General features: G+C 69.9%; 15 protein-coding genes. 5 read left to right on the forward strand and 10 right to left on the reverse strand.

Translation table 11 applies throughout. From position 1 onward, the window contains the following. Window positions 1-81 precede the first annotated feature (81 nt). Window positions 82-1,098: a helix-turn-helix domain-containing protein gene (locus AB0K60_RS09560; RefSeq protein ID WP_364050558.1), complete on the forward strand. Its 1,017-nt coding sequence runs from the start codon at window positions 82-84 to the stop codon at window positions 1,096-1,098. Here AB0K60_RS09560 and AB0K60_RS09565 read toward each other — a convergent pair. The 3 genes from AB0K60_RS09565 to AB0K60_RS09575 all read right to left on the reverse strand — a co-directional run bounded on the left by AB0K60_RS09565 (window position 1,073) and on the right by AB0K60_RS09575 (window position 4,283). Further along, a complete protein-coding gene (locus AB0K60_RS09565; protein ID WP_364050636.1) occupies window positions 1,073-1,900 on the reverse strand; it encodes a carbohydrate ABC transporter permease in 828 nt (275 codons plus the stop codon). The two genes, AB0K60_RS09560 and AB0K60_RS09565, sit on opposite strands and share 26 nt — an antisense overlap. Window positions 1,901-1,974: 74 nt before the next feature. Further along, window positions 1,975-2,889 (reverse strand): sugar ABC transporter permease, encoded by a 915-nt coding sequence (locus tag AB0K60_RS09570; RefSeq protein WP_364050561.1) that lies wholly within the window; start codon window positions 2,887-2,889, stop codon window positions 1,975-1,977. Between the two features lie 98 nt (window positions 2,890-2,987). Next, on the reverse strand, window positions 2,988-4,283 hold the full coding sequence (locus tag AB0K60_RS09575) for an extracellular solute-binding protein (protein ID WP_364050564.1): 1,296 nt from the start codon (window positions 4,281-4,283) through the stop codon (window positions 2,988-2,990). Window positions 4,284-4,544: 261 nt separating this feature from the next. Between AB0K60_RS09575 and AB0K60_RS09580 the strand changes: the two genes are divergently transcribed. After that, entirely contained in the window at window positions 4,545-6,638 is a 2,094-nt protein-coding gene (locus AB0K60_RS09580; RefSeq protein ID WP_364050567.1) for an ABC transporter ATP-binding protein, read from the forward strand. A 10-nt stretch (window positions 6,639-6,648) separates the two neighbouring features. On the opposite strand, the gene AB0K60_RS09585 is transcribed toward AB0K60_RS09580, so the two are convergent. Next, complete coding sequence (locus tag AB0K60_RS09585) at window positions 6,649-7,065, reverse strand: MerR family transcriptional regulator (RefSeq protein WP_364050570.1); 417 nt, start codon at window positions 7,063-7,065, stop codon at window positions 6,649-6,651. Between the two features lie 63 nt (window positions 7,066-7,128). After that, a complete protein-coding gene (locus AB0K60_RS09590) occupies window positions 7,129-7,776 on the reverse strand; it encodes a TetR/AcrR family transcriptional regulator (protein ID WP_364050573.1) in 648 nt (215 codons plus the stop codon). 78 nt (window positions 7,777-7,854) lie between these two features. Between AB0K60_RS09590 and AB0K60_RS09595 the strand changes: the two genes are divergently transcribed. Further along, window positions 7,855-9,177 carry a GH1 family beta-glucosidase gene (locus AB0K60_RS09595; RefSeq protein WP_364050576.1) on the forward strand — a complete coding sequence of 441 codons (1,323 nt, stop codon included), beginning with the start codon at window positions 7,855-7,857 and terminating at the stop codon, window positions 9,175-9,177. 19 nt (window positions 9,178-9,196) lie between these two features. Here AB0K60_RS09595 and AB0K60_RS09600 read toward each other — a convergent pair whose 3' ends face one another. Together AB0K60_RS09600 and AB0K60_RS09605 are read right to left on the reverse strand one after the other, a co-directional pair. After that, a complete protein-coding gene (locus AB0K60_RS09600) occupies window positions 9,197-10,087 on the reverse strand; it encodes a hypothetical protein (protein ID WP_364050579.1) in 891 nt (296 codons plus the stop codon). A 239-nt stretch (window positions 10,088-10,326) separates the two neighbouring features. Next, window positions 10,327-11,064, reverse strand: a complete 738-nt coding sequence (locus AB0K60_RS09605) for an alpha/beta fold hydrolase (RefSeq protein WP_364050639.1) — start codon at window positions 11,062-11,064, stop codon at window positions 10,327-10,329. 230 nt (window positions 11,065-11,294) lie between these two features. Between AB0K60_RS09605 and typA the strand changes: the two genes are divergently transcribed. Then, window positions 11,295-13,154 carry a translational GTPase TypA gene (typA, locus tag AB0K60_RS09610; RefSeq protein ID WP_364050582.1) on the forward strand — a complete coding sequence of 620 codons (1,860 nt, stop codon included), beginning with the start codon at window positions 11,295-11,297 and terminating at the stop codon, window positions 13,152-13,154. Window positions 13,155-13,328: 174 nt separating this feature from the next. On the opposite strand, the gene AB0K60_RS09615 is transcribed toward typA, so the two are convergent. Both AB0K60_RS09615 and AB0K60_RS09620 read right to left on the reverse strand, forming a co-directional pair. Continuing rightward, the gene (locus tag AB0K60_RS09615) at window positions 13,329-14,057 is read right to left on the reverse strand and encodes a polysaccharide deacetylase family protein (protein WP_364050585.1); all 729 of its coding nucleotides are present in this window, start codon (window positions 14,055-14,057) and stop codon (window positions 13,329-13,331) included. Window positions 14,058-14,333: 276 nt separating this feature from the next. Next, entirely contained in the window at window positions 14,334-14,915 is a 582-nt protein-coding gene (locus AB0K60_RS09620; RefSeq protein ID WP_364050588.1) for an XRE family transcriptional regulator, read from the reverse strand. Window positions 14,916-15,003: 88 nt separating this feature from the next. Here AB0K60_RS09620 and AB0K60_RS09625 point away from each other — a divergent pair, with 88 nt between their 5' ends. Then, window positions 15,004-15,840 carry a DMT family transporter gene (locus AB0K60_RS09625; protein WP_364050591.1) on the forward strand — a complete coding sequence of 279 codons (837 nt, stop codon included), beginning with the start codon at window positions 15,004-15,006 and terminating at the stop codon, window positions 15,838-15,840. Between the two features lie 53 nt (window positions 15,841-15,893). On the opposite strand, the gene AB0K60_RS09630 is transcribed toward AB0K60_RS09625, so the two are convergent. After that, a complete protein-coding gene (locus tag AB0K60_RS09630; protein WP_364050594.1) occupies window positions 15,894-16,370 on the reverse strand; it encodes a hypothetical protein in 477 nt (158 codons plus the stop codon). Window positions 16,371-16,701: the final 331 nt, after the last annotated feature.

The raw sequence follows: 16,701 nt of genomic DNA on the forward strand, positions 1-16,701 counted from the left end.
AACATTTGGGCTAGAACGGCGCGAAGAGTCCGGATCCAGGCACACTGTGCTCTACGCACCTGCCTGAAGAGTGGTGATCAGATGCTGCGTATCGAGGTCGACCCGCAGGACGCCGTGGCGAGCCGCTTCGCCATCTCACCGCTCATCGAGACCATGCACGCGGTCTGGGCGCTCGCCGGCAGACAGGAGGCCGGCGCGCTGCGCAACTGGGTCGCCCGCTCGCGCGAGGCGTACGCCCGCCTGTCCGAGACCGAGCCCGCGCTGCGGGCGCTGGCGGCCCTGCACGTGCCCCGGTACTACGGCGCCGACGTCATCGCGCCCCCGCCCACCGGCGTGAACGTCACCTTCGACGACGAGCTCAAGGCGATGCGCGCGACCCCGCCCGAGCCGACCCACGCCGAGATCGCCAGGACCCTGCAGAACCGGCAGCCGCCCCCCGAGCCGATCATGCGCGTCCTGCGCGACCGTAACGTGGTCACGATGTTCGCCGATGCGCTCGAGGCCGTCTGGCACCGGATCGTCGCCCCCGAGTGGCCGCGCTTCAACGCCATCCTGGAACGCGACGTGGTGCAGCGCGCCGGCCAGCTCGCCACGTACGGCTGGCGCGCCGCCCTTGACGACCTCAACCCCCGGGTGCGCTGGCGCGACGGCGACGCGACCGGCGGCCACATCGAGATCACGGGCTCCGCCGACGGCGTGCACCGCCTCGGCGGCCGGGGGCTGCTGTTCCTGCCCAGCGTCTTCGTGCCCAGCGCCTACACGCCCAGCGCCTACATGCACGGCATCGGCGCTCACCTGGCCTGGCCGTACGCGCTGATCTACCCGGCGCGCGGCGTGGCGGCCGCCCAGGGCGGGGCGAACGGCCTGGCCCGGCTGATCGGCCGGACCAGGACCGTGATCCTCACCGAGCTTGAGGTGCCCGCGACCACCACCCAGCTCGCCGCCCGCCTCGGGCTCAGCATCGGCGGCACCGGCGACCACATCGCCGCGCTGCGCGAGGCGGGCCTGATCGCCGGCGTGCGCACCGGCCGCAGCGTGCTCTACCACCGCACGCCGCTCGGCGACTCGCTCGCTAACCCTTCAGCGCACCGGCCATGAGGCCGCGCATGAAGAACCGTCCCAGCAGCACATAAATAATCATCGTGGGGATCGAGGCGAGGATCGCCGCGGCCATCTGCTGGCTGTACGGCACCGTCTGGGCGCCCGCGATGTTGTTGAGCATGACCGTGGTCGGCCAGCTCTGCGGGCCGGTGAGGAAGACCGCGAACAGGAAGTCGTTCCACAGCGAGGTGAACTGCCAGATGATCACGACCGCGAACGCGGGGCCGGACACCGGCAGCACCACCGACCAGTAGGTGCGCAGCATGCCCGCGCCGTCCACCCGGGACGCCTCGATCAGCTCGTCCGGGATCGTCACGTAGTAGTTGCGGAAGATCAGCGTGCAGATCGGAATACCGTATACCACGTGCGCGAGCGTGAGGCCGGGGATCGCGCCGTAGAACAGCTGCGTGCCGGTCAGGTCGTTCAACCCCACCATGAGCCGCACCAGCGGGATCATGACGCCCTGGTACGGGATGAACATGCCGAACAGGAACAGCGTGAACACCACGTCCGCGGCCGGGAAACGCCACTTGGACAGCACGAAGCCGTTCATCGAGCCGAGCATCGCCGACAGGATCGACCCGGGCACGGCGAGCAGGATGCTGTTCCACACGCCCGGCGCGAGCTTCTCCCAGGCCACCTGCCACGCCTCGGTCGTCCAGACCTGCGGCAGGTTCCACGCCTGGCCCGGGTCGGCCTCCGACAGCGGCTTGAAGCTCGTCACCAGCAGCACGTACACCGGGATCAGGAAGATCACGGCGAACACGAGCAGCAGGGCGAGGCGCACGCCGCGCCACAGCGCCGCCCGGTCCCTCGGCCTCGGCGCCGGGGTCTGCGGCCGCGCCTCGGTGGGCGGGGCCTTGGCGATCGTCGTCACTGTCGCTTCTCCCTGCGGGCGTTCCAGATCAGGTACGGCACCACGAAGACCGCCACCGACAACACGATGTAGGCGGCGATGGTGGCGCCCTTGGCCGGGTCGTGCGAGTCGTACACGGCGGTCCACATGAAGATCGCCGGTACGTCGGTGATGATCTGCTTGCCGGAGACCGACACGATCAGGTCGAAGACCTTCAGCGAGATGTGGCCCAGGATGATCAGCGCCGACAGCGTGACCGGGCGCAGGAACGCGAACACCACATAGCGGTAGACCTGCCACTCGTTGCAGCCGTCCACCCGCGCCGCCTCGCGCAGTTCCTCGGGCACGCCGCGGAACCCGGCGAGGAACAACGCCATGACATATCCAGACATTTGCCATATGGCAGGGATGGCCATCGCGGCCATCCCCCAGTCCTGGTCGCGGAACCACTGCCACTGCAGGAAGTCCAGCCCCAGGTGGCCGAACAGGGCGTTCAGGCCGACCGCACGCTCTCCGGTGGCGCTGTTCATCAGCCAGCGCCAGACCACGCCCGTGGCGATGAACGAGATCGCCATCGGGAACAGGTAGACGGCCCGGAAGCCGCCCTCGCCCTTGATCCCCTTCTCCATCAGGAACGCCAGGAACCAGCCAAGGACCAGCGCGCCGCCGACGAACACCACGGTGAACACGATCGCGTGCCGTACCGAGATGCCCCAGCGCGTCTCATCCCACAGGTTGACGAAGTTCTCCACGCCCACGAACCTCCCGGGCGTGATCTCGTCGTGCTGGTCGCTGAGCGCGACCTTGAAGTTCCAGCCCAGCATGCCGTACACGAACACGGCGATCGCCACGATCGACGGCGACACCAGCAGCAGGCCCGGAAGCCACCTGGGCGCGCGCCGCGCCCTCGGGGGTGCCGTTTTGGCAGTCACAACTCACCTTTCGGGTACGGACCCGCCGCCGTGCCCCACGCGAACCCGGGGTGCGTGCGCGCCCGGGCGGGCACGGCGGCGGGACGTGTCGGCACCGGCTACTGGCCGCTGGCCTTGGCCGCGTCCGCCAGCGCCGTCTGCAGCTTGGCGACGTCCTGGTCCTGGCTGAACAGGCCGACCGCGTCGTTGATCGCGGTACGCCAGGCGTCGTTGGCCACCACGCCGTGCTGGATCGAGCCGGCGAGCTTGTCGTTCGCCCACTGCTCCAGGTTCCAGGCGAGGTAGTCCTTGTACAGGGACTTGTCCGCGTCCTTGCGGGCGGGGATCGAGCCCTTCAGCGGGTTGAACGCGTCCTGCCCCTCCTTGCTCGCCGCGACCTTGAGCCACGCGATCGCGCCGTCACGGTTCGGGGCGCCCTTGGGCAGGGTGAAGCTGTCCGAGAGCCACATGAACGTGCCGTCGGTGCCCGGCGAGGGGACCCAGTCGAAGTCGGTCTTGGAGGTCTTGCCGAGACCGCCGTCCGGCGGGTTGTGGAAGTAGCCGTAGGCCCAGTCGCCCATGATGTTGAAGGCGGCCTCGCCGTCGGCGACCTGCTTGGCCGCGGGCTGCCAGTCCTCCTGCGGGGTGCCGGCGTACGACATGATCTTCTTGAAGTTCTCCAGCGCCTTGGTCACCTCGGCGCTGGACCAGTCGGCGCTCGCCGTCCACAGCGCGTTGTAGGCGTCGGTGCCGAGCGAGCCGAGCAGCACGCTCTCCAGCAGGTGGACCTGGGTCCACTGGGAGCCGATCGACAGCGGGATCTTCCCGGACTTCTTCACCTTCTCCAGGTCGGCGATGAACTCGTCGATGGTCTTCGGCGCGGCCGCGATCCCGGCGTCCTTCAGCACCTTGGGGTTGAACCACAGGATGTTCGACCGGTGGATGTTCACCGGCACCGAGTAGATGTTCCCGGCGACCGTGATCTGCTCGATGAGCTGCTGCGGGAAGACGTCCTTGAGCTTGAGCTCGTCGTACAGGGAGTTCAGCGGCTCAAGCTTGCCGGCCTTGATGTAGCCCTGCAGCTCGGCTCCGGCGTGGCCCTGGAAGGTGTCCGGCGGCTGGTTGGCCTGCAGCTTGCTCGACAGCAGCGCGCGGGCCTGGTCCCCTGAGCCGCCCGCCACCGCGGCGTCGTAGAAGGTGAAGTTCGGGTTCTGCCGCTCGAAGATCTCCCGCATCGCCTTGAGGCCGTCGGCCTCACCCGGCCCGGTCCACCAGGAGAACACCTCGACCCGCTTCTGGGAGGTGCTCTGCCCGCCGCCACCGCCGCCGTCTCCCGAACTCCCGCCACCACAGGCGCCGAGGGCCAGAATGCCGGCCAGGCCGATCGCGGCGGCCGATATCCATCGTCTCCGCATTGCCATATCCCTTCGGACTCCTCCATGACCCGGCCACGAAACTCCCCGCAGGTTTCGATGTACGGGTTGACAACGTTGTCACCTCCGCCAATGAAGCCACTCCGCAGGCACACAGTCAAGAACGTTTCATGTAACGTCTCGGCATACCCGCACATCATCGCCGTTGTAGCGGTTAATCGAGCTGCTCCTCTTCGCCCGGGTACGTCGCTCTCCGGCGTTAACCGATCGCGGATTGTCGGTGGCGGCGTTCAGACTGAGGGCATGGCCACCACCCCCACGAACCCCCCTGACGACCGCCCGGACGGCCCCGCAGACGGCCCCCCAGACGACCGAGACCCCCACGACGAGCCGGACGGTCCCGGCGACGGCGGCTCATCCGGCGGGCCGGGCTCGCCCGGCGAGCGACCCGCCGACCGTCCCGGAGAGGATCACGCAGGCACGGCGGGCACCGCAGGCGATCCCGACGAGCTCGGCGAGCTCGACATGCCCAAGTGGTATGCGCACGCCGACGCGCTGGCCGACGTCGGTTTCCTCACCGTGGCGCGGAAGCTGCCCGCCCTGATCGCCCAGGCCGTGCGCATCGCCTGGGCGGCCGGCCCGCGCGACACCGTGGCGACGATCACGCTGAGCCTGCTCGGCGGCGTCTTCACCGCCTTCGGCCTGCTCGCCACCACCGGCGTGCTCCAAGCGCTGTTCTCCGCCCAGCCCACGCCGGACCGGGTCAGGGCCGCGCTGCCCAGCCTGCTGCTGGTCGCGATCGCCGCGACCGTGCGCACCTCGCTCCAGGCCGCCGCCGGGTGGGCGCAGTCGCGCCTGGCCCCGCAGGTGGCGCGCATCGCCGAGATGCGCCTGTACGACCTGACCAGCAGGGTGGAGCTCGCCGCCTTCGACGACCCCGACTTCCACGACGCGCTGCAGCGGGCCGACGCGCGCGGCGTGCACATGTCGGACTCGGTGGTGCGCACCACCGTCGACGTGCTCACCGGCGTGATCGGCATCGCGGCGGTGGCGGGCGTGCTCGGCGTGCTGCACCCGGTGCTGCTTCCGCTGCTGGTCCTCGCGGTGGTGCCGGACGCCTGGGCGGCGGTGCGCTCGGCCCGCGAGCGCTACACCGCGGTGTTCGGCATCATGCCCGCGCGCCGCCGCAAGTGGATCATCGGCGAGCTGCTCAGCACCCGCGAGCCCGCCGCCGAGGTGCGGTCGTTCACCATGCGCGGCTTCCTGCTGGCGATGTACGACCGGGTCGCCCGCGCCGAGCAGAAGGTCATGCTCGATCTGGCCCGCCGCGAGACGGTCGCCCGGCTGGTCGGCGAGGCGCTCGGCGGCGTCGGCACCGCGCTGGTCTACGTCGCGCTGGGCGTGCTGCTCGCGGTGGGGGAGGTCCCGCTCGCCGTGGCGGGCACGGCCGTGCTCGCCATCCGCTCGGGCCAGAGCTCGCTGTCCACGCTCATGTTCGCCACCAACCGCCTGTACGAGGACGGGCTTTACTTCACCGACTTCATCGCCTTCTGCGAGGAGGCCGAGCGGCGCGTGCACGCCGACCGCACCCGGCCCGCGCCGGAGTCCTTCGAGGAGATCACCGTCGAGGACGTCGCCTTCACCTATCCGGGCGCGGACGCGCCCGCGCTGAGGGGCGTGTCGATCCGCCTGCGCCGCGGGGAGGTGGTGGCCCTGGTCGGCGAGAACGGCTCGGGCAAGACCACCCTGTCCAAGATCCTCGCCTGCCTGTACGAGCCTGACTCGGGCCGCGTGTGCTGGGACGGGGTGGACCTCGCCGAGGTCGATCCCGAGGAGCGGCGCCGTCACATCGCCGTCATCGCCCAGGACCACACCCGGTGGCCGCTCACCGCCCGCCACAACATCACGATGGGCCTGGAGAAGGGCGACGCGGCGATCCTCGACGCGGCCAGGGTGGCCGGGGCCGACGAGGTCGTCGCCGGGCTGCCCCGCGGCTACGACACGCTGCTCGACCGGCGCTTCAAGGACGGCGAGGAGCTGTCCGGCGGCCAGTGGCAGCGCGTCGCCGTCGCCCGCGGCTTCTACCGCGACGCCCCGCTGCTGATCTGCGACGAGCCCACCGCCGCGCTCGACGCCCGCGCCGAGCACGCCCTCTTCGAGCGCGTCCGGCGGCACTCCGGCGGCCGGACGGTCCTGCTCATCACCCACCGCCTCGCCAGCGTCCGCTACGCCGACCGCATCTACGTCCTCGACCACGGCAAGGTCGTCGAGGAGGGCACCCATCGGCGCCTGATGTCCCTCGACGGCCTCTACGCCGAGCTCTACAACCTGCAGGCCCAGGCGTACGGCACCGACTCCTCCGCCGTTCCCGCGCCTCAGGACGGACGCCGGGCCTGACCATCGGCCGTCAGGCCGACGAGGAGCCGCCGCCGTCGAGGGCCATCAGGTCCCGGTAGTAACCGATCTTGCGCTTGATGGCGCCCTGCTTCTCGCGCAGGTTGGCGATCTGGAGCTCGACGTTGCGGTCGTGGGCCTCCAGCAGGGCGACGCGGTCGGGGATCGTGTGGTCGCCGGCGCGGGTGAGCTCCGCGAAGCGGAGCATCTCGGCGATCGGCATGCCGGTGTCGCGCAGGCAGCGGAGCATGCCGAGCCAGCCGAGGTCATCGTCGGTGAACCTGCGCTGCCCCGCGGAGTTCCTGCGGACGCGCTCCAGCAGGCCGATGCGCTCGTAGTAGCGCAGCGTGTCGAGGCTGAACCCGGTCTCGTCGGCCACCTGGCCGGGGGTGTAGGTGCCGTTCTCCCGGGTGATCGTGCGCTCGCCCATCCGCTCCTCCGTTCCACTGTCGCGCCGCTCCCGGACCGAACCGCCGCCGGATCACCGCCGCCGTCAGGGGAGGTGGTCCTCCAGATAGCGGCGAACCAGGCGCTTGCACTCGTCGATCAGGTCGGGGTCGCCGTCGGGACGCACGCGGAAGGCCAGCTTGAGCACCGCGTCGGCCGCCTCCACGGCGACGACGAGCGCACGGTCGAGCTCGGGCCCCGCCGGAGCGCCGAGCAGCTCGACGGTGAAGACGCGCAGGCGGTCGGCGACGACGAGGTTGTTCTCCATGTCCCCGGCGAGCAGGCGTTCGGTGCCGCGCAGCGCGGGGCCGCCGGGGGTGACCAGCACCTCGCCGAAGTCCATCACCCCGAAGCCGGGCATCGTGTGCTTCATGTCCACGAACTCGTCGATCATCAGGTCGACGGCGTCCGTCCAGTGCGCCAGCTCCACGCGCGCCAGCCGGGCGCTCACCCGGTCGAAGAAGGCGTCCAGGTTGCGCAGCGCGAGCGCCCGCACGAGCCCCTGCTTGTCGGAGAAGAACTGGTAGAAGGTGCCGATCGGCACTCCCGCCCGGCGTGCCACCTCCTTGGTGGTCAACGCGTCGTAGCCGACCTCGTCCAGGAGCCGGGCGCATTCGTCCAGCATGCGCTCGACCCGCTCCAGGCTGCGCCGCTGGGCCGGGCGACGCCGGAGCGTCCCTGTGGAGACCTTCATCACGAGGCCCATTATGTACATCCGCGGCACCCGGCGCGTAACGTGAGCCAAACTCGTGTTGATGGAAAGGCGCTCGCCATGGTGCTCGACGACATGCTCTGGGGTGCCGCCTCCGCGGCGTATCAGATCGAGGGCGCCCCCGACGAGGACGGCAAGGGGCCGTCGATCTGGGACGTTTTCTCCCATTTGCCGGGACACATCCGCGACGGCCAGAACGGCGACGTGGCGTGCGACCACTACCACCGCTGGCGCGAGGACGTCGAGCTGCTCGCGGGCCTGGGGGTGAACGCCTACCGGTTCTCGGTCTCCTGGCCCCGCGTGCTGCCGACGGGCCGGGGCGCGGTCAACCACGCCGGCCTGGACTTCTACGACCGGCTGGTGGACGCGCTGTGCGAGCGGTCGATCGCGCCCGCGCTCACCCTGTTCCACTGGGACCTGCCGCAGGCGCTTGAGGAGAAGGGCGGCTGGCTCAACCGGGACACGGCCGCGTACTTCGCCGACTACGCCGGGATCGTCGCCGACCGGCTCGCCGACCGGGTCCCGCTGTGGATCACGCTGAACGAGCCGTTCGTGCACATGGCCTACGGCTACGCCCTGGGCCTGCACGCGCCCGGCCACGCCCTGCTCACCGACGCCCTGCCCACGGCCCACCACCAGCTTCTCGCGCACGGCCTCGCCGTACGGGAGCTGCGGGCCAGGAACGCCGGCCGCGTGCTGCTCACCAACAACTGCACGCCGGTGTGGCCCGCGTCGCGGGCCCCGGAGGACCTCGCCGCCGCCGACGCCTACGACACCCTGCACAACCGCCTGTTCAACGACCCGGTCCTGCTCGGCCGCTACCCCGACCTGTCGGCCTACGGCACGGACCTCGCCCCGGTCGTCCGCGACGGCGACCTGGAGCTCATCGCCGCCCCGCTCGACGGCCTCGGCGTCAACTACTACAACCCCACCCGCATCGCCGCCCCGGACGCCCCCGGCCTGCCCTTCCAAGACGCCGGCATCACCGGGTACCCCACGACCGCTTTCGGCTGGCCGGTCGTCCCCGACGGCCTGCGCGAGCTGCTCGCCGGCCTGCGCGCCCGGTACGGCCCGGCCCTCCCGCCGATCTACGTCACCGAGAACGGCTGCTCCCAGCCCGACGTCCCCGACGAGCGGGGGACGATCGACGACCGGGCGCGGATCGCCTACCTCGACGGCCATCTGGCGGCCCTCGACGCCGCCCGCGCCGAGGGCGTGGACGTGCGCGGCTACTTCGTCTGGTCGCTCACCGACAACTTCGAGTGGGCCGAGGGCCACCACCAGCGCTTCGGCCTGGTGCACGTGGACTACGCCACCCAGCGGCGCACGCCGAAGGCGTCCTACCACTGGTACCGGGAGGAGATCGCCCGCCGCTCCGGCTGAGGGCCCGCGCCCGGAGACGCTAGAGCACCGAGACGTGCACGTGGTCGTAGTGGTTGGCGGTGGGGCTGCCGCGGTCGGCCATCATGCGCCAGCCGCCGCCGGTGCGGATGTCGTAGTAGCGCTGCTGCCAGATGATGTACATGATGCCGATCTGGCGGCCGTTCTTGATGCACCACTCGGCCAGGGCGTTGCCGCGTTCGAGGTCGTCGCCGGCGGCGGGCCGGCCGCCGGGGCTCATCATGAAGTCGCAGGCCCGGCCGACGCCGTGCTCGCCCGGGTCGCCGCGGCGCAGGCAGCCCACGCCGTACGGCATGGGGAAGTTCTGCATGATCTGGTTGCGGATGCTGATCATGCGCGGGGTGAGGCCGGTTCCCGCGTCGGGGGTCTGGAAGCCGAAGCGGGCGAGCAGCCGCTCCACCTGCCGCCGCTTCTTCCGCAGCTCCTCGATGTTGTCCTCGAGCTCGTCGATCTTGTCGTCGGCGGCCTTCTCCGCCTGCTTGGCCTCCTTGAGCAGCGCGGCGAGGCGGTTGAGCCGCGCGGCCCGCTCCGTCGCCAGGTAGTTGAGCTTGGCGGCCTGGTTGAGGTCGCCGTTGCCGAAGGTGAACATCTGGGTCGGGTCGAGGCCGCCGTTCATGTACGAGGTCTGCGCGTACATCGTGAGGCTGGTCTCCGCGCTGGCGACGCTGCTCTTGAGGGACTTGGCCCGGGCGTCCGCCTTGCGCGCGGCGCGCTTGGCCTCCTCCAGACTCTGGATCTCGCCCCGGTACGCCTTGGACAGCGCCTTGGACTGCTTGGTGAGCTGATTCAGCTTGGCCTGCCGATCGGGATCGGCCTGCGCGCCCGGCGTGCCGGCGACCGCGGCCAGCCCGGCGAGGACGACGGCCAGAGCGAGGACCCGGCCTGGTTTCACGCCGCTCTCCCCTCCTCAGACGGAGGGAACTATAGAAGATGATCTTCACCCCTGCCACCGGAACGGACGAACTCATGCCCCAAAAGTGCAGTTTGGGAACTTCCGCCTCAGTAGCACAAATAGTTCAGGTGTTGCACGGCAGCCGCGTACCGTGCAACACCCGAACGCCCCCGCGCCGTGCCTGTCAGCCGGCTGTGTCTCAACCGCATGTGTAGACGACGCCCGCGGGGGAAAAGTTCTCAGTTTTCGTGAAAGTTTTTCTGCTCCGCCGCCCATCGCCCGATCCGCCGGATCAGATCGGGGGTGGCCGCCGTCTCGGCGTGGCCGTACCCGGGCACGATCCACAGCTCACGGGGGTCGCGGGCGCCCTCGTAGAGCTGGTGCGCGTGCTCCAGCGGGAAGAACCGGTCCGCGTCGCCGTGCACGATCAGCAGCGGCGTCGGCGCGATCAGCCCCGCCGCCTCATGCGGCGGCACCGGCACGGGATCCCACGGCCCGACGCCGATGCGGGTGCGCTTGACCAGCCGCGCCGCCAGCCGCCCGACCGGCTGCTCGATCGCCCAGTGCACCTGCCGCATCGGCCGGGTACCCCGGTAGTACCAGCGGGCCGGGCCGCTCACCGCCACGACCGCGTCCACCCCGCCGATCAGGCCGGCGTGCCGTACCGCGACCGCCGCCCCCATCGAGAACCCGACCGTGACCACCCGCCGGTATCCCACCACGCGGGCGTGCCGGACGACCGCCTCGATGTCGAGGATCTCCAGATCGCCCACGGTGGACAGGCCCGACGAGCGGCCGTGGCCGCGGAAGTCGAACGCAAGCACGCCGCCGAAGGCGCTCAGCGCGTGCGCGATGCGGCGGCTCGCCCGTTCCCGCCACGATCCGGTGAATCCGTGCGCGACGACGATCCCCAGATCGAGGGAGCGGCCGGGGATGTGCCCGGCGTCGATCCGCACGCCGTCGGAGGTGCGCATCATGGCGCCGAACACGGGAGCGAGTGGCACGGTCCGAGGGTACCGAGGGCGTCGCGGGTGCGGCGGCGCGGGGGCGTCCGATCGGCGGCGACGGGCGAACGCGCCGATTACGGCATTCGAGCGCGATAACGATCAAGTAAAATGGGAAGGCGGCCCGGTTTCTGCACGCCCCGATTCACCTCCAGCGGGCACCGAGGCGCGGACCAACCCCACGACCAGAACGAGACTGAATCATGCCTTTGCACAGCCGCGACGACCTGCGGAACATCGCGATCATCGCGCACGTCGACCACGGCAAGACCACCCTGGTCGATGCCATGCTGTGGCAGTCCGGGGCGTTTCGCGCGGGCCAGGACGTCGACGACCGCGTGCTGGACTCCAACGACCTCGAACGCGAGAAGGGCATCACCATTCTCGCCAAGAACACCGCCGTCAGGCACGGCGACCTCACCATCAACATCATCGACACCCCCGGCCACGCCGACTTCGGCGGCGAGGTCGAGCGCGGCCTGTCGATGGTGGACGGCGTCGTGCTGCTCGTCGACGCCTCCGAGGGCCCGCTGCCGCAGACCCGCTTCGTGCTGCGCAAGGCGCTCACCGCGAAGCTGCCGGTCATCCTGTGCGTGAACAAGGTCGACCGGCCCGACTCGCGCATCGCCGAGGTCGTCGACGAGACCTACGAGCTGTTCCTCGACCTCGACGCCACCGAGGACCAGATCGACTTCCCGATCGTGTACGCCTCGGCGAAGGCCGGCCGCGCCTCCCTCACCCGGCCGGGCGACGGCGAGATGCCCGACTCGCCGGACCTGGAGCCGCTGTTCGAGACGATCAAGCAGACGGTCCCTGCGCCCACCTACGACCCCACCTCGCCGCTGCAGGCGCACGTCACCAACCTCGACTCCTCCAGCTACCTCGGCCGCATCGCGCTGTGCCGGGTGCACCACGGCACGATCCGCAAGGGCCAGCAGGTCGCCTGGTGCCGTACCGACGGCACGATCGAGCGGGTGCGCATCGGCGAGCTGCTGATGACCGAGGCGCTGGAGCGCAAGCCCGCCGAGCAGGCCGGTCCGGGCGACATCATCGCCATCGCCGGCATCCCGGACATCATGATCGGCGAGACCCTCGCCGACCCCGAGGACCCGCGCCCGCTGCCGCTGATCACCGTGGACGAGCCGGCGATCTCCATGGTCATCGGCACCAACACCAGCCCGCTGGTGGGCAGGCAGAAGGGCACCAAGGTCACCGCCCGCATGGTCAAGGACCGCCTCGACCGCGAGCTCGTCGGCAACGTGTCGCTGCGCGTGCTGCCCACCGAGCGCCCCGACGCCTGGGAGGTGCAGGGCCGCGGCGAGCTCGCCCTCGCCGTCCTGGTGGAGACGATGCGCCGGGAGGGCTACGAGCTCACCGTCGGCAAGCCGCAGGTGGTCACCCGCGAGATCGACGGCAAGGTGCACGAGCCGGTCGAGCGGCTCACCATCGACTGCCCCGAGGAGTACCTCGGCGCGGTCACCCAGCTCCTCGCCGTCCGCAAGGGCCGCATGGAGCAGATGATCAACCACGGCACCGGCTGGATCCGCATGGAGTTCCTGGTGCCGGCCCGCGGCCTGATCGGCTTCCGCACCGAGTTCCTCACCGAGACGCGCGGCACGGGCCTGGCCCACCACGTCTTCGAGGGCTACGAGCCCTGGTTCGGCGAGCTGCGCACCCGCCCCACCGGGTCGCTCGTCGCCGACCGGGCCGGCGTGGCGACCTCGTACGCGATGTTCAACCTGCAGGAGCGCGGCACCCTGTTCGTGCCGCCGACCACCGAGGTCTACGAGGGCATGATCGTCGGGGAGAACTCCCGCTCCGACGACATGGACGTGAACATCACCAAGGAGAAGAAGCTCACCAACATGCGCTCCTCCACCGGCGAGGAGCTGGAGCGGCTCATCCCGCCGCGCGTGCTCAGCCTGGAGCAGGCGCTGGAGTTCATCCGCGAGGACGAGTGCGTGGAGATCACCCCCTCGTCGGTACGGCTGCGCAAGGTGGTCCTCAACGCGGCCGAGCGCGCCCGCATGGCCGCCCGCGCCAAGCGCGGATCTTCCGCGTAAGCGTTCCGCGTCGAACACACGGCGGCAGGATCCCCCCGAGAAAGGGGGATCCCGCCATGCGCGTCGCCACATATAAAGCGGTCACCACTGTGCCCGCCTGAGCCATCGTCGCGATCGCCATCCTGCCGTTCACTGAACCTCGCGGTCAGTGACGCGCCCGCCTCCGTCACTGAATCACTGAATCATGCCGACGTGCTCCTTGTACTTCTCCCCGGGCTGCAGGTACTGCTCGCCGAACAGCTCCGACACCGTCACATAGGTGTAGCCCTGCCGGTCGAAGTGCTTGAGGATCTGCGGCACCGCGGCCACCGTCGTCTTCACGGTCTCGTGCAGCAGCACGATCGCCCCCGGCCGCGCCTGCCGGGCCCGCTTCAGCACGACCGCCGTGTTGTGGTCCTTCCAGTCCACCGTGTCCACCGTCCACAAGATCTGGGCGAGCCCCTGCCGCTTGGCCTCCCGCGCCACCTTCGCGTTCGTCATCCCGTACGGCGGTCGCAGCGTGTGCGGCCGCACGCCCGTATAGGCGGCGATGATCTTATTCGTGCGGCCCAGCTCGTCGGTGAGCTTCGCCTGCGACAGCGAGTTGAGCTGCGGATGGTTCCACGTGTGGTTGCCGATCTCGTGCCCCTCGGCGACGATCCGGGCCAGCTGCGGCCGGAACTCGGGCGTGACGTTCCGCCCGATCACGAAGAACGTCGCCCGCGCGTTGTGCGCCGCGAGCATGTCCAGCACCTGCCCGGTGTACTTCCCCGGCCCATCGTCAAAGGTCAGCGCCACGCACCTGACCCGCGCGCAGTCCACCGTGCGGGCCCCGGGCCCCGCCTGAAGGCGCCCCGTCGGCCACTCCGGCTGCTGGGCGGTGAGCCGCTGCCGCAGCGTGTCGGGGTCAACCGGCCTGCTCAACGGCTGTTCGGGAACGTTCCCCGTCTCCCCCGTCTCCTCCGCCTTTCGGAACATCCCGATACCGGAACAACCGGTCACCAATAACGCCGCCGCGCACAGCGACGCCACCGCGCCCCCGACTCGCACGCTTCCCCCCGAAAGCACCGCGGGGACATGTGGCACACCCCGGCCGTGTCGCCCCGCGAAACCTCGGCCGGGTACTCGGACCATTACCCAGATGTCTGCGTTTCACCTCTCGGGTGAGCGTTTCACGCGAGGTGGGCAACAGGTGTGGATTCAGAGGTCCGGCGTGTCGCGAGGTTCGGTTACAACCATCACAAACCGGACCTCCTGCTCGCCTTCGTTGGCGTACCGGTGCGGCCGGTCGGCCCGGAACAGCACCGCCTCGTCCCGCCCCACGACATGGCTCTTGCCGTACACCGACAGCGTGAGCGTCCCGGACAGAACGGTCAGCATCTCGCGGGTGCCGGCGGCGTGCGCGTCGCTGTCGTGATGCTCGCCGGGCCCCAGCCGCCAGTCCCACAGCTCCAGGATCGCGGGCGCGTCGGTGCCGACCAGCAGCCGCGCCGACCCGCCCCGGTCCCCCCGCCACACCGTGACCACGTCGGACTCGTGCACGACGCGCACCACCGGCGTGTCGGACACCTCGACCAGGCGGCCCACCGACACCCCCAGCGCGTCCCCGATGCGGTTGAGGGTGTTGATGCTCGGGTTGGTGCGGCCCTGCTCGATCTGGATCAGCATCCCCCTGCTCACGCCGGACCGCAGGGCCAGCTCGTCGAGCGTCATCCCCCGATGCGCCCGCTGGGCCCGGACGTTGTTCGCGATCGCCGCGGTGATCGTCTCCAGTTCCGGCATGCGGTGCAGTCTATTAAAACCGTTTTCCAGTTTGTTGTACCAACAGCTAGTGTACTTCCAGTCCAATCTATTGCACTGGAGGAGCAAGGTGACGGCGATCGTCCTGGCGACCACCTGCGCGGTGGTGTACGGCGCGGCGGACTTCTTCGGCGGGCTCGCCACCAAACGCTCCCAGGTGTACGCCGTCGTCGTGCTCTCCCAGGCGGCCGGACTCGCCTTCATCGTGGCCCTGATGCCGCTGCTGCCGGGCCGAAGCAGCCCGCCCGCCTTGCTGTGGGGCATGCTGGCCGGGCTCGCCGGAGGCGGCGGCCTGATCTTCTTCTACCGGGCGCTCGCGACCGGCACCATGTCGGTGGTCGCCCCCGTCACCGCGACCGTCTCGGCCGGCCTCCCGGTCCTGTTCGGGCTCGCCGCAGGCGAACGCCCCGAGCTCATGGCCCTCGCCGGAATCGCCCTCGCCATCCTCGCCGTACTCCTGGTGAGCCGGGCCCCCTCGGCCACGCCCGCCGGAGGCGGCGTCGGCCCGCTGCTCGCCTCGCTGATCTCCGGCGCCGGATTCGGCGGATTCTTCATCCTGCTCAGCCACGCCCCCGGCGACTCGGGTCTGTGGCCGCTGCTCGGGGCCCGCTTCGCCTCAATCGCCCTGGTGGCCGTCCTCGCCCTGCTGACCGGACGCGGCCTGCGCCCGGGCAAGGGCTCTTTGGGGACCATCCTGCTCGCGGGCGTACTGGACATGGCGGCCAACGTGCTGTATCTCCTCGCCGTACAACGCGGCCTGCTCAGCCTGGTCGCCGTAATCGTCTCCCTCTACCCGGCCAGCACGCTGGTACTCGCCCGCCACGTCCTCGGCGAACGCCTCAACGCCGTACAAATCACCGGCGTCGGCTTCGCCCTCGGCGCGGTGGCCCTCATCGCCGCGTCCTGAGAGCCGCCCGAGCGGGAGTCTTATCACGAGCGCTAGCCCGACGCGACGCCGTCTCAGGTGGCGAGCCAGAAGCGCAGCAGGTAGAACTCCACGCCAGAAGGGAATCCCTCCGTCTCCCAGTCGATGTCGTCGGTGTCGCGAAGCTGTCGCACGTGCGCACGCAGCCGCCAGGATGAGTCCCGCCGCCCGAGATCAAAGACTTCATGGCTTTCGTCGGTGAGCAGTGTGGCCAGAGCGATGCGCCCTGAACCGGCGTAGAAGTCACCCTCCCACACGTCATCCCAATGCTCCGACATCGGCGGAGGAGAGCCCCACAACTCCAGGCGGACGGTGACCCGGTGATCGGAGTAACCCGTACTGATCAGCGCTCCGTTTGGTGTTACCTGAAACCAGTCGTTTTCGTCGAAACTGAGCTCCCAAGGGGACGGCGAATCGTCGGGAACCCCCTGAGCGCCGTCCTCGTCCGCCAGCAGGAACTGCCCGTAGTGGACTGTGACCATATCTTCCATCGCGGAAATCAGCGCTTCCATCTGGCATGACCTCCGTCGCCATACGCGAATCACACCTGGTCAGACTTGACAACAGTGGCCGAAGACTATCCCGGCCGGCAGTGGCCCGAGCAGATCCGCTGAGCGCCGACCGCCCGTCGCCTGATCAGCTCGCATCACCCAGCGTCACAGACCCTTCTGCTTGCTTACGGGCAAACGCTCATTGTCATGGTCCTGGCCGCTTGTTACGGTCGTGCCCGTGCACCGTTGCTCAGAGCCTCAGCGGCTCTCAGCATTCCGGGCGTTTCTGCCCGGAAGGTCCGTCACATCACCAAAGCGTGAGGGCTTCGGCTTGAGTACGGTCTCTCGCTTC

The organism is Thermopolyspora sp. NPDC052614 (assembly GCF_040678635.1).
GTDB lineage: Bacteria > Actinomycetota > Actinomycetes > Streptosporangiales > Streptosporangiaceae > Thermopolyspora.

What these genes read in the sequence shown, in the direction of transcription:
- AB0K60_RS09560 (WP_364050558.1), top strand. Translation starts at nt 82, where the DNA reads ATGCTGCGTATCGAGGTCGACCCGCAGGACGCCGTGGCGAGCCGCTTC.
- AB0K60_RS09575 (WP_364050564.1), bottom strand. Translation starts at nt 4,283, where the DNA reads ATGCGGAGACGATGGATATCGGCCGCCGCGATCGGCCTGGCCGGCATT.
- AB0K60_RS09580 (WP_364050567.1), top strand. Translation starts at nt 4,545, where the DNA reads ATGGCCACCACCCCCACGAACCCCCCTGACGACCGCCCGGACGGCCCC.
- AB0K60_RS09585 (WP_364050570.1), bottom strand. Translation starts at nt 7,065, where the DNA reads ATGGGCGAGCGCACGATCACCCGGGAGAACGGCACCTACACCCCCGGC.
- AB0K60_RS09590 (WP_364050573.1), bottom strand. Translation starts at nt 7,776, where the DNA reads ATGAAGGTCTCCACAGGGACGCTCCGGCGTCGCCCGGCCCAGCGGCGC.
- AB0K60_RS09595 (WP_364050576.1), top strand. Translation starts at nt 7,855, where the DNA reads ATGGTGCTCGACGACATGCTCTGGGGTGCCGCCTCCGCGGCGTATCAG.
- AB0K60_RS09605 (WP_364050639.1), bottom strand. Translation starts at nt 11,064, where the DNA reads ATGATGCGCACCTCCGACGGCGTGCGGATCGACGCCGGGCACATCCCC.
- typA (WP_364050582.1), top strand. Translation starts at nt 11,295, where the DNA reads ATGCCTTTGCACAGCCGCGACGACCTGCGGAACATCGCGATCATCGCG.
- AB0K60_RS09620 (WP_364050588.1), bottom strand. Translation starts at nt 14,915, where the DNA reads ATGCCGGAACTGGAGACGATCACCGCGGCGATCGCGAACAACGTCCGG.
- AB0K60_RS09630 (WP_364050594.1), bottom strand. Translation starts at nt 16,370, where the DNA reads ATGGAAGCGCTGATTTCCGCGATGGAAGATATGGTCACAGTCCACTAC.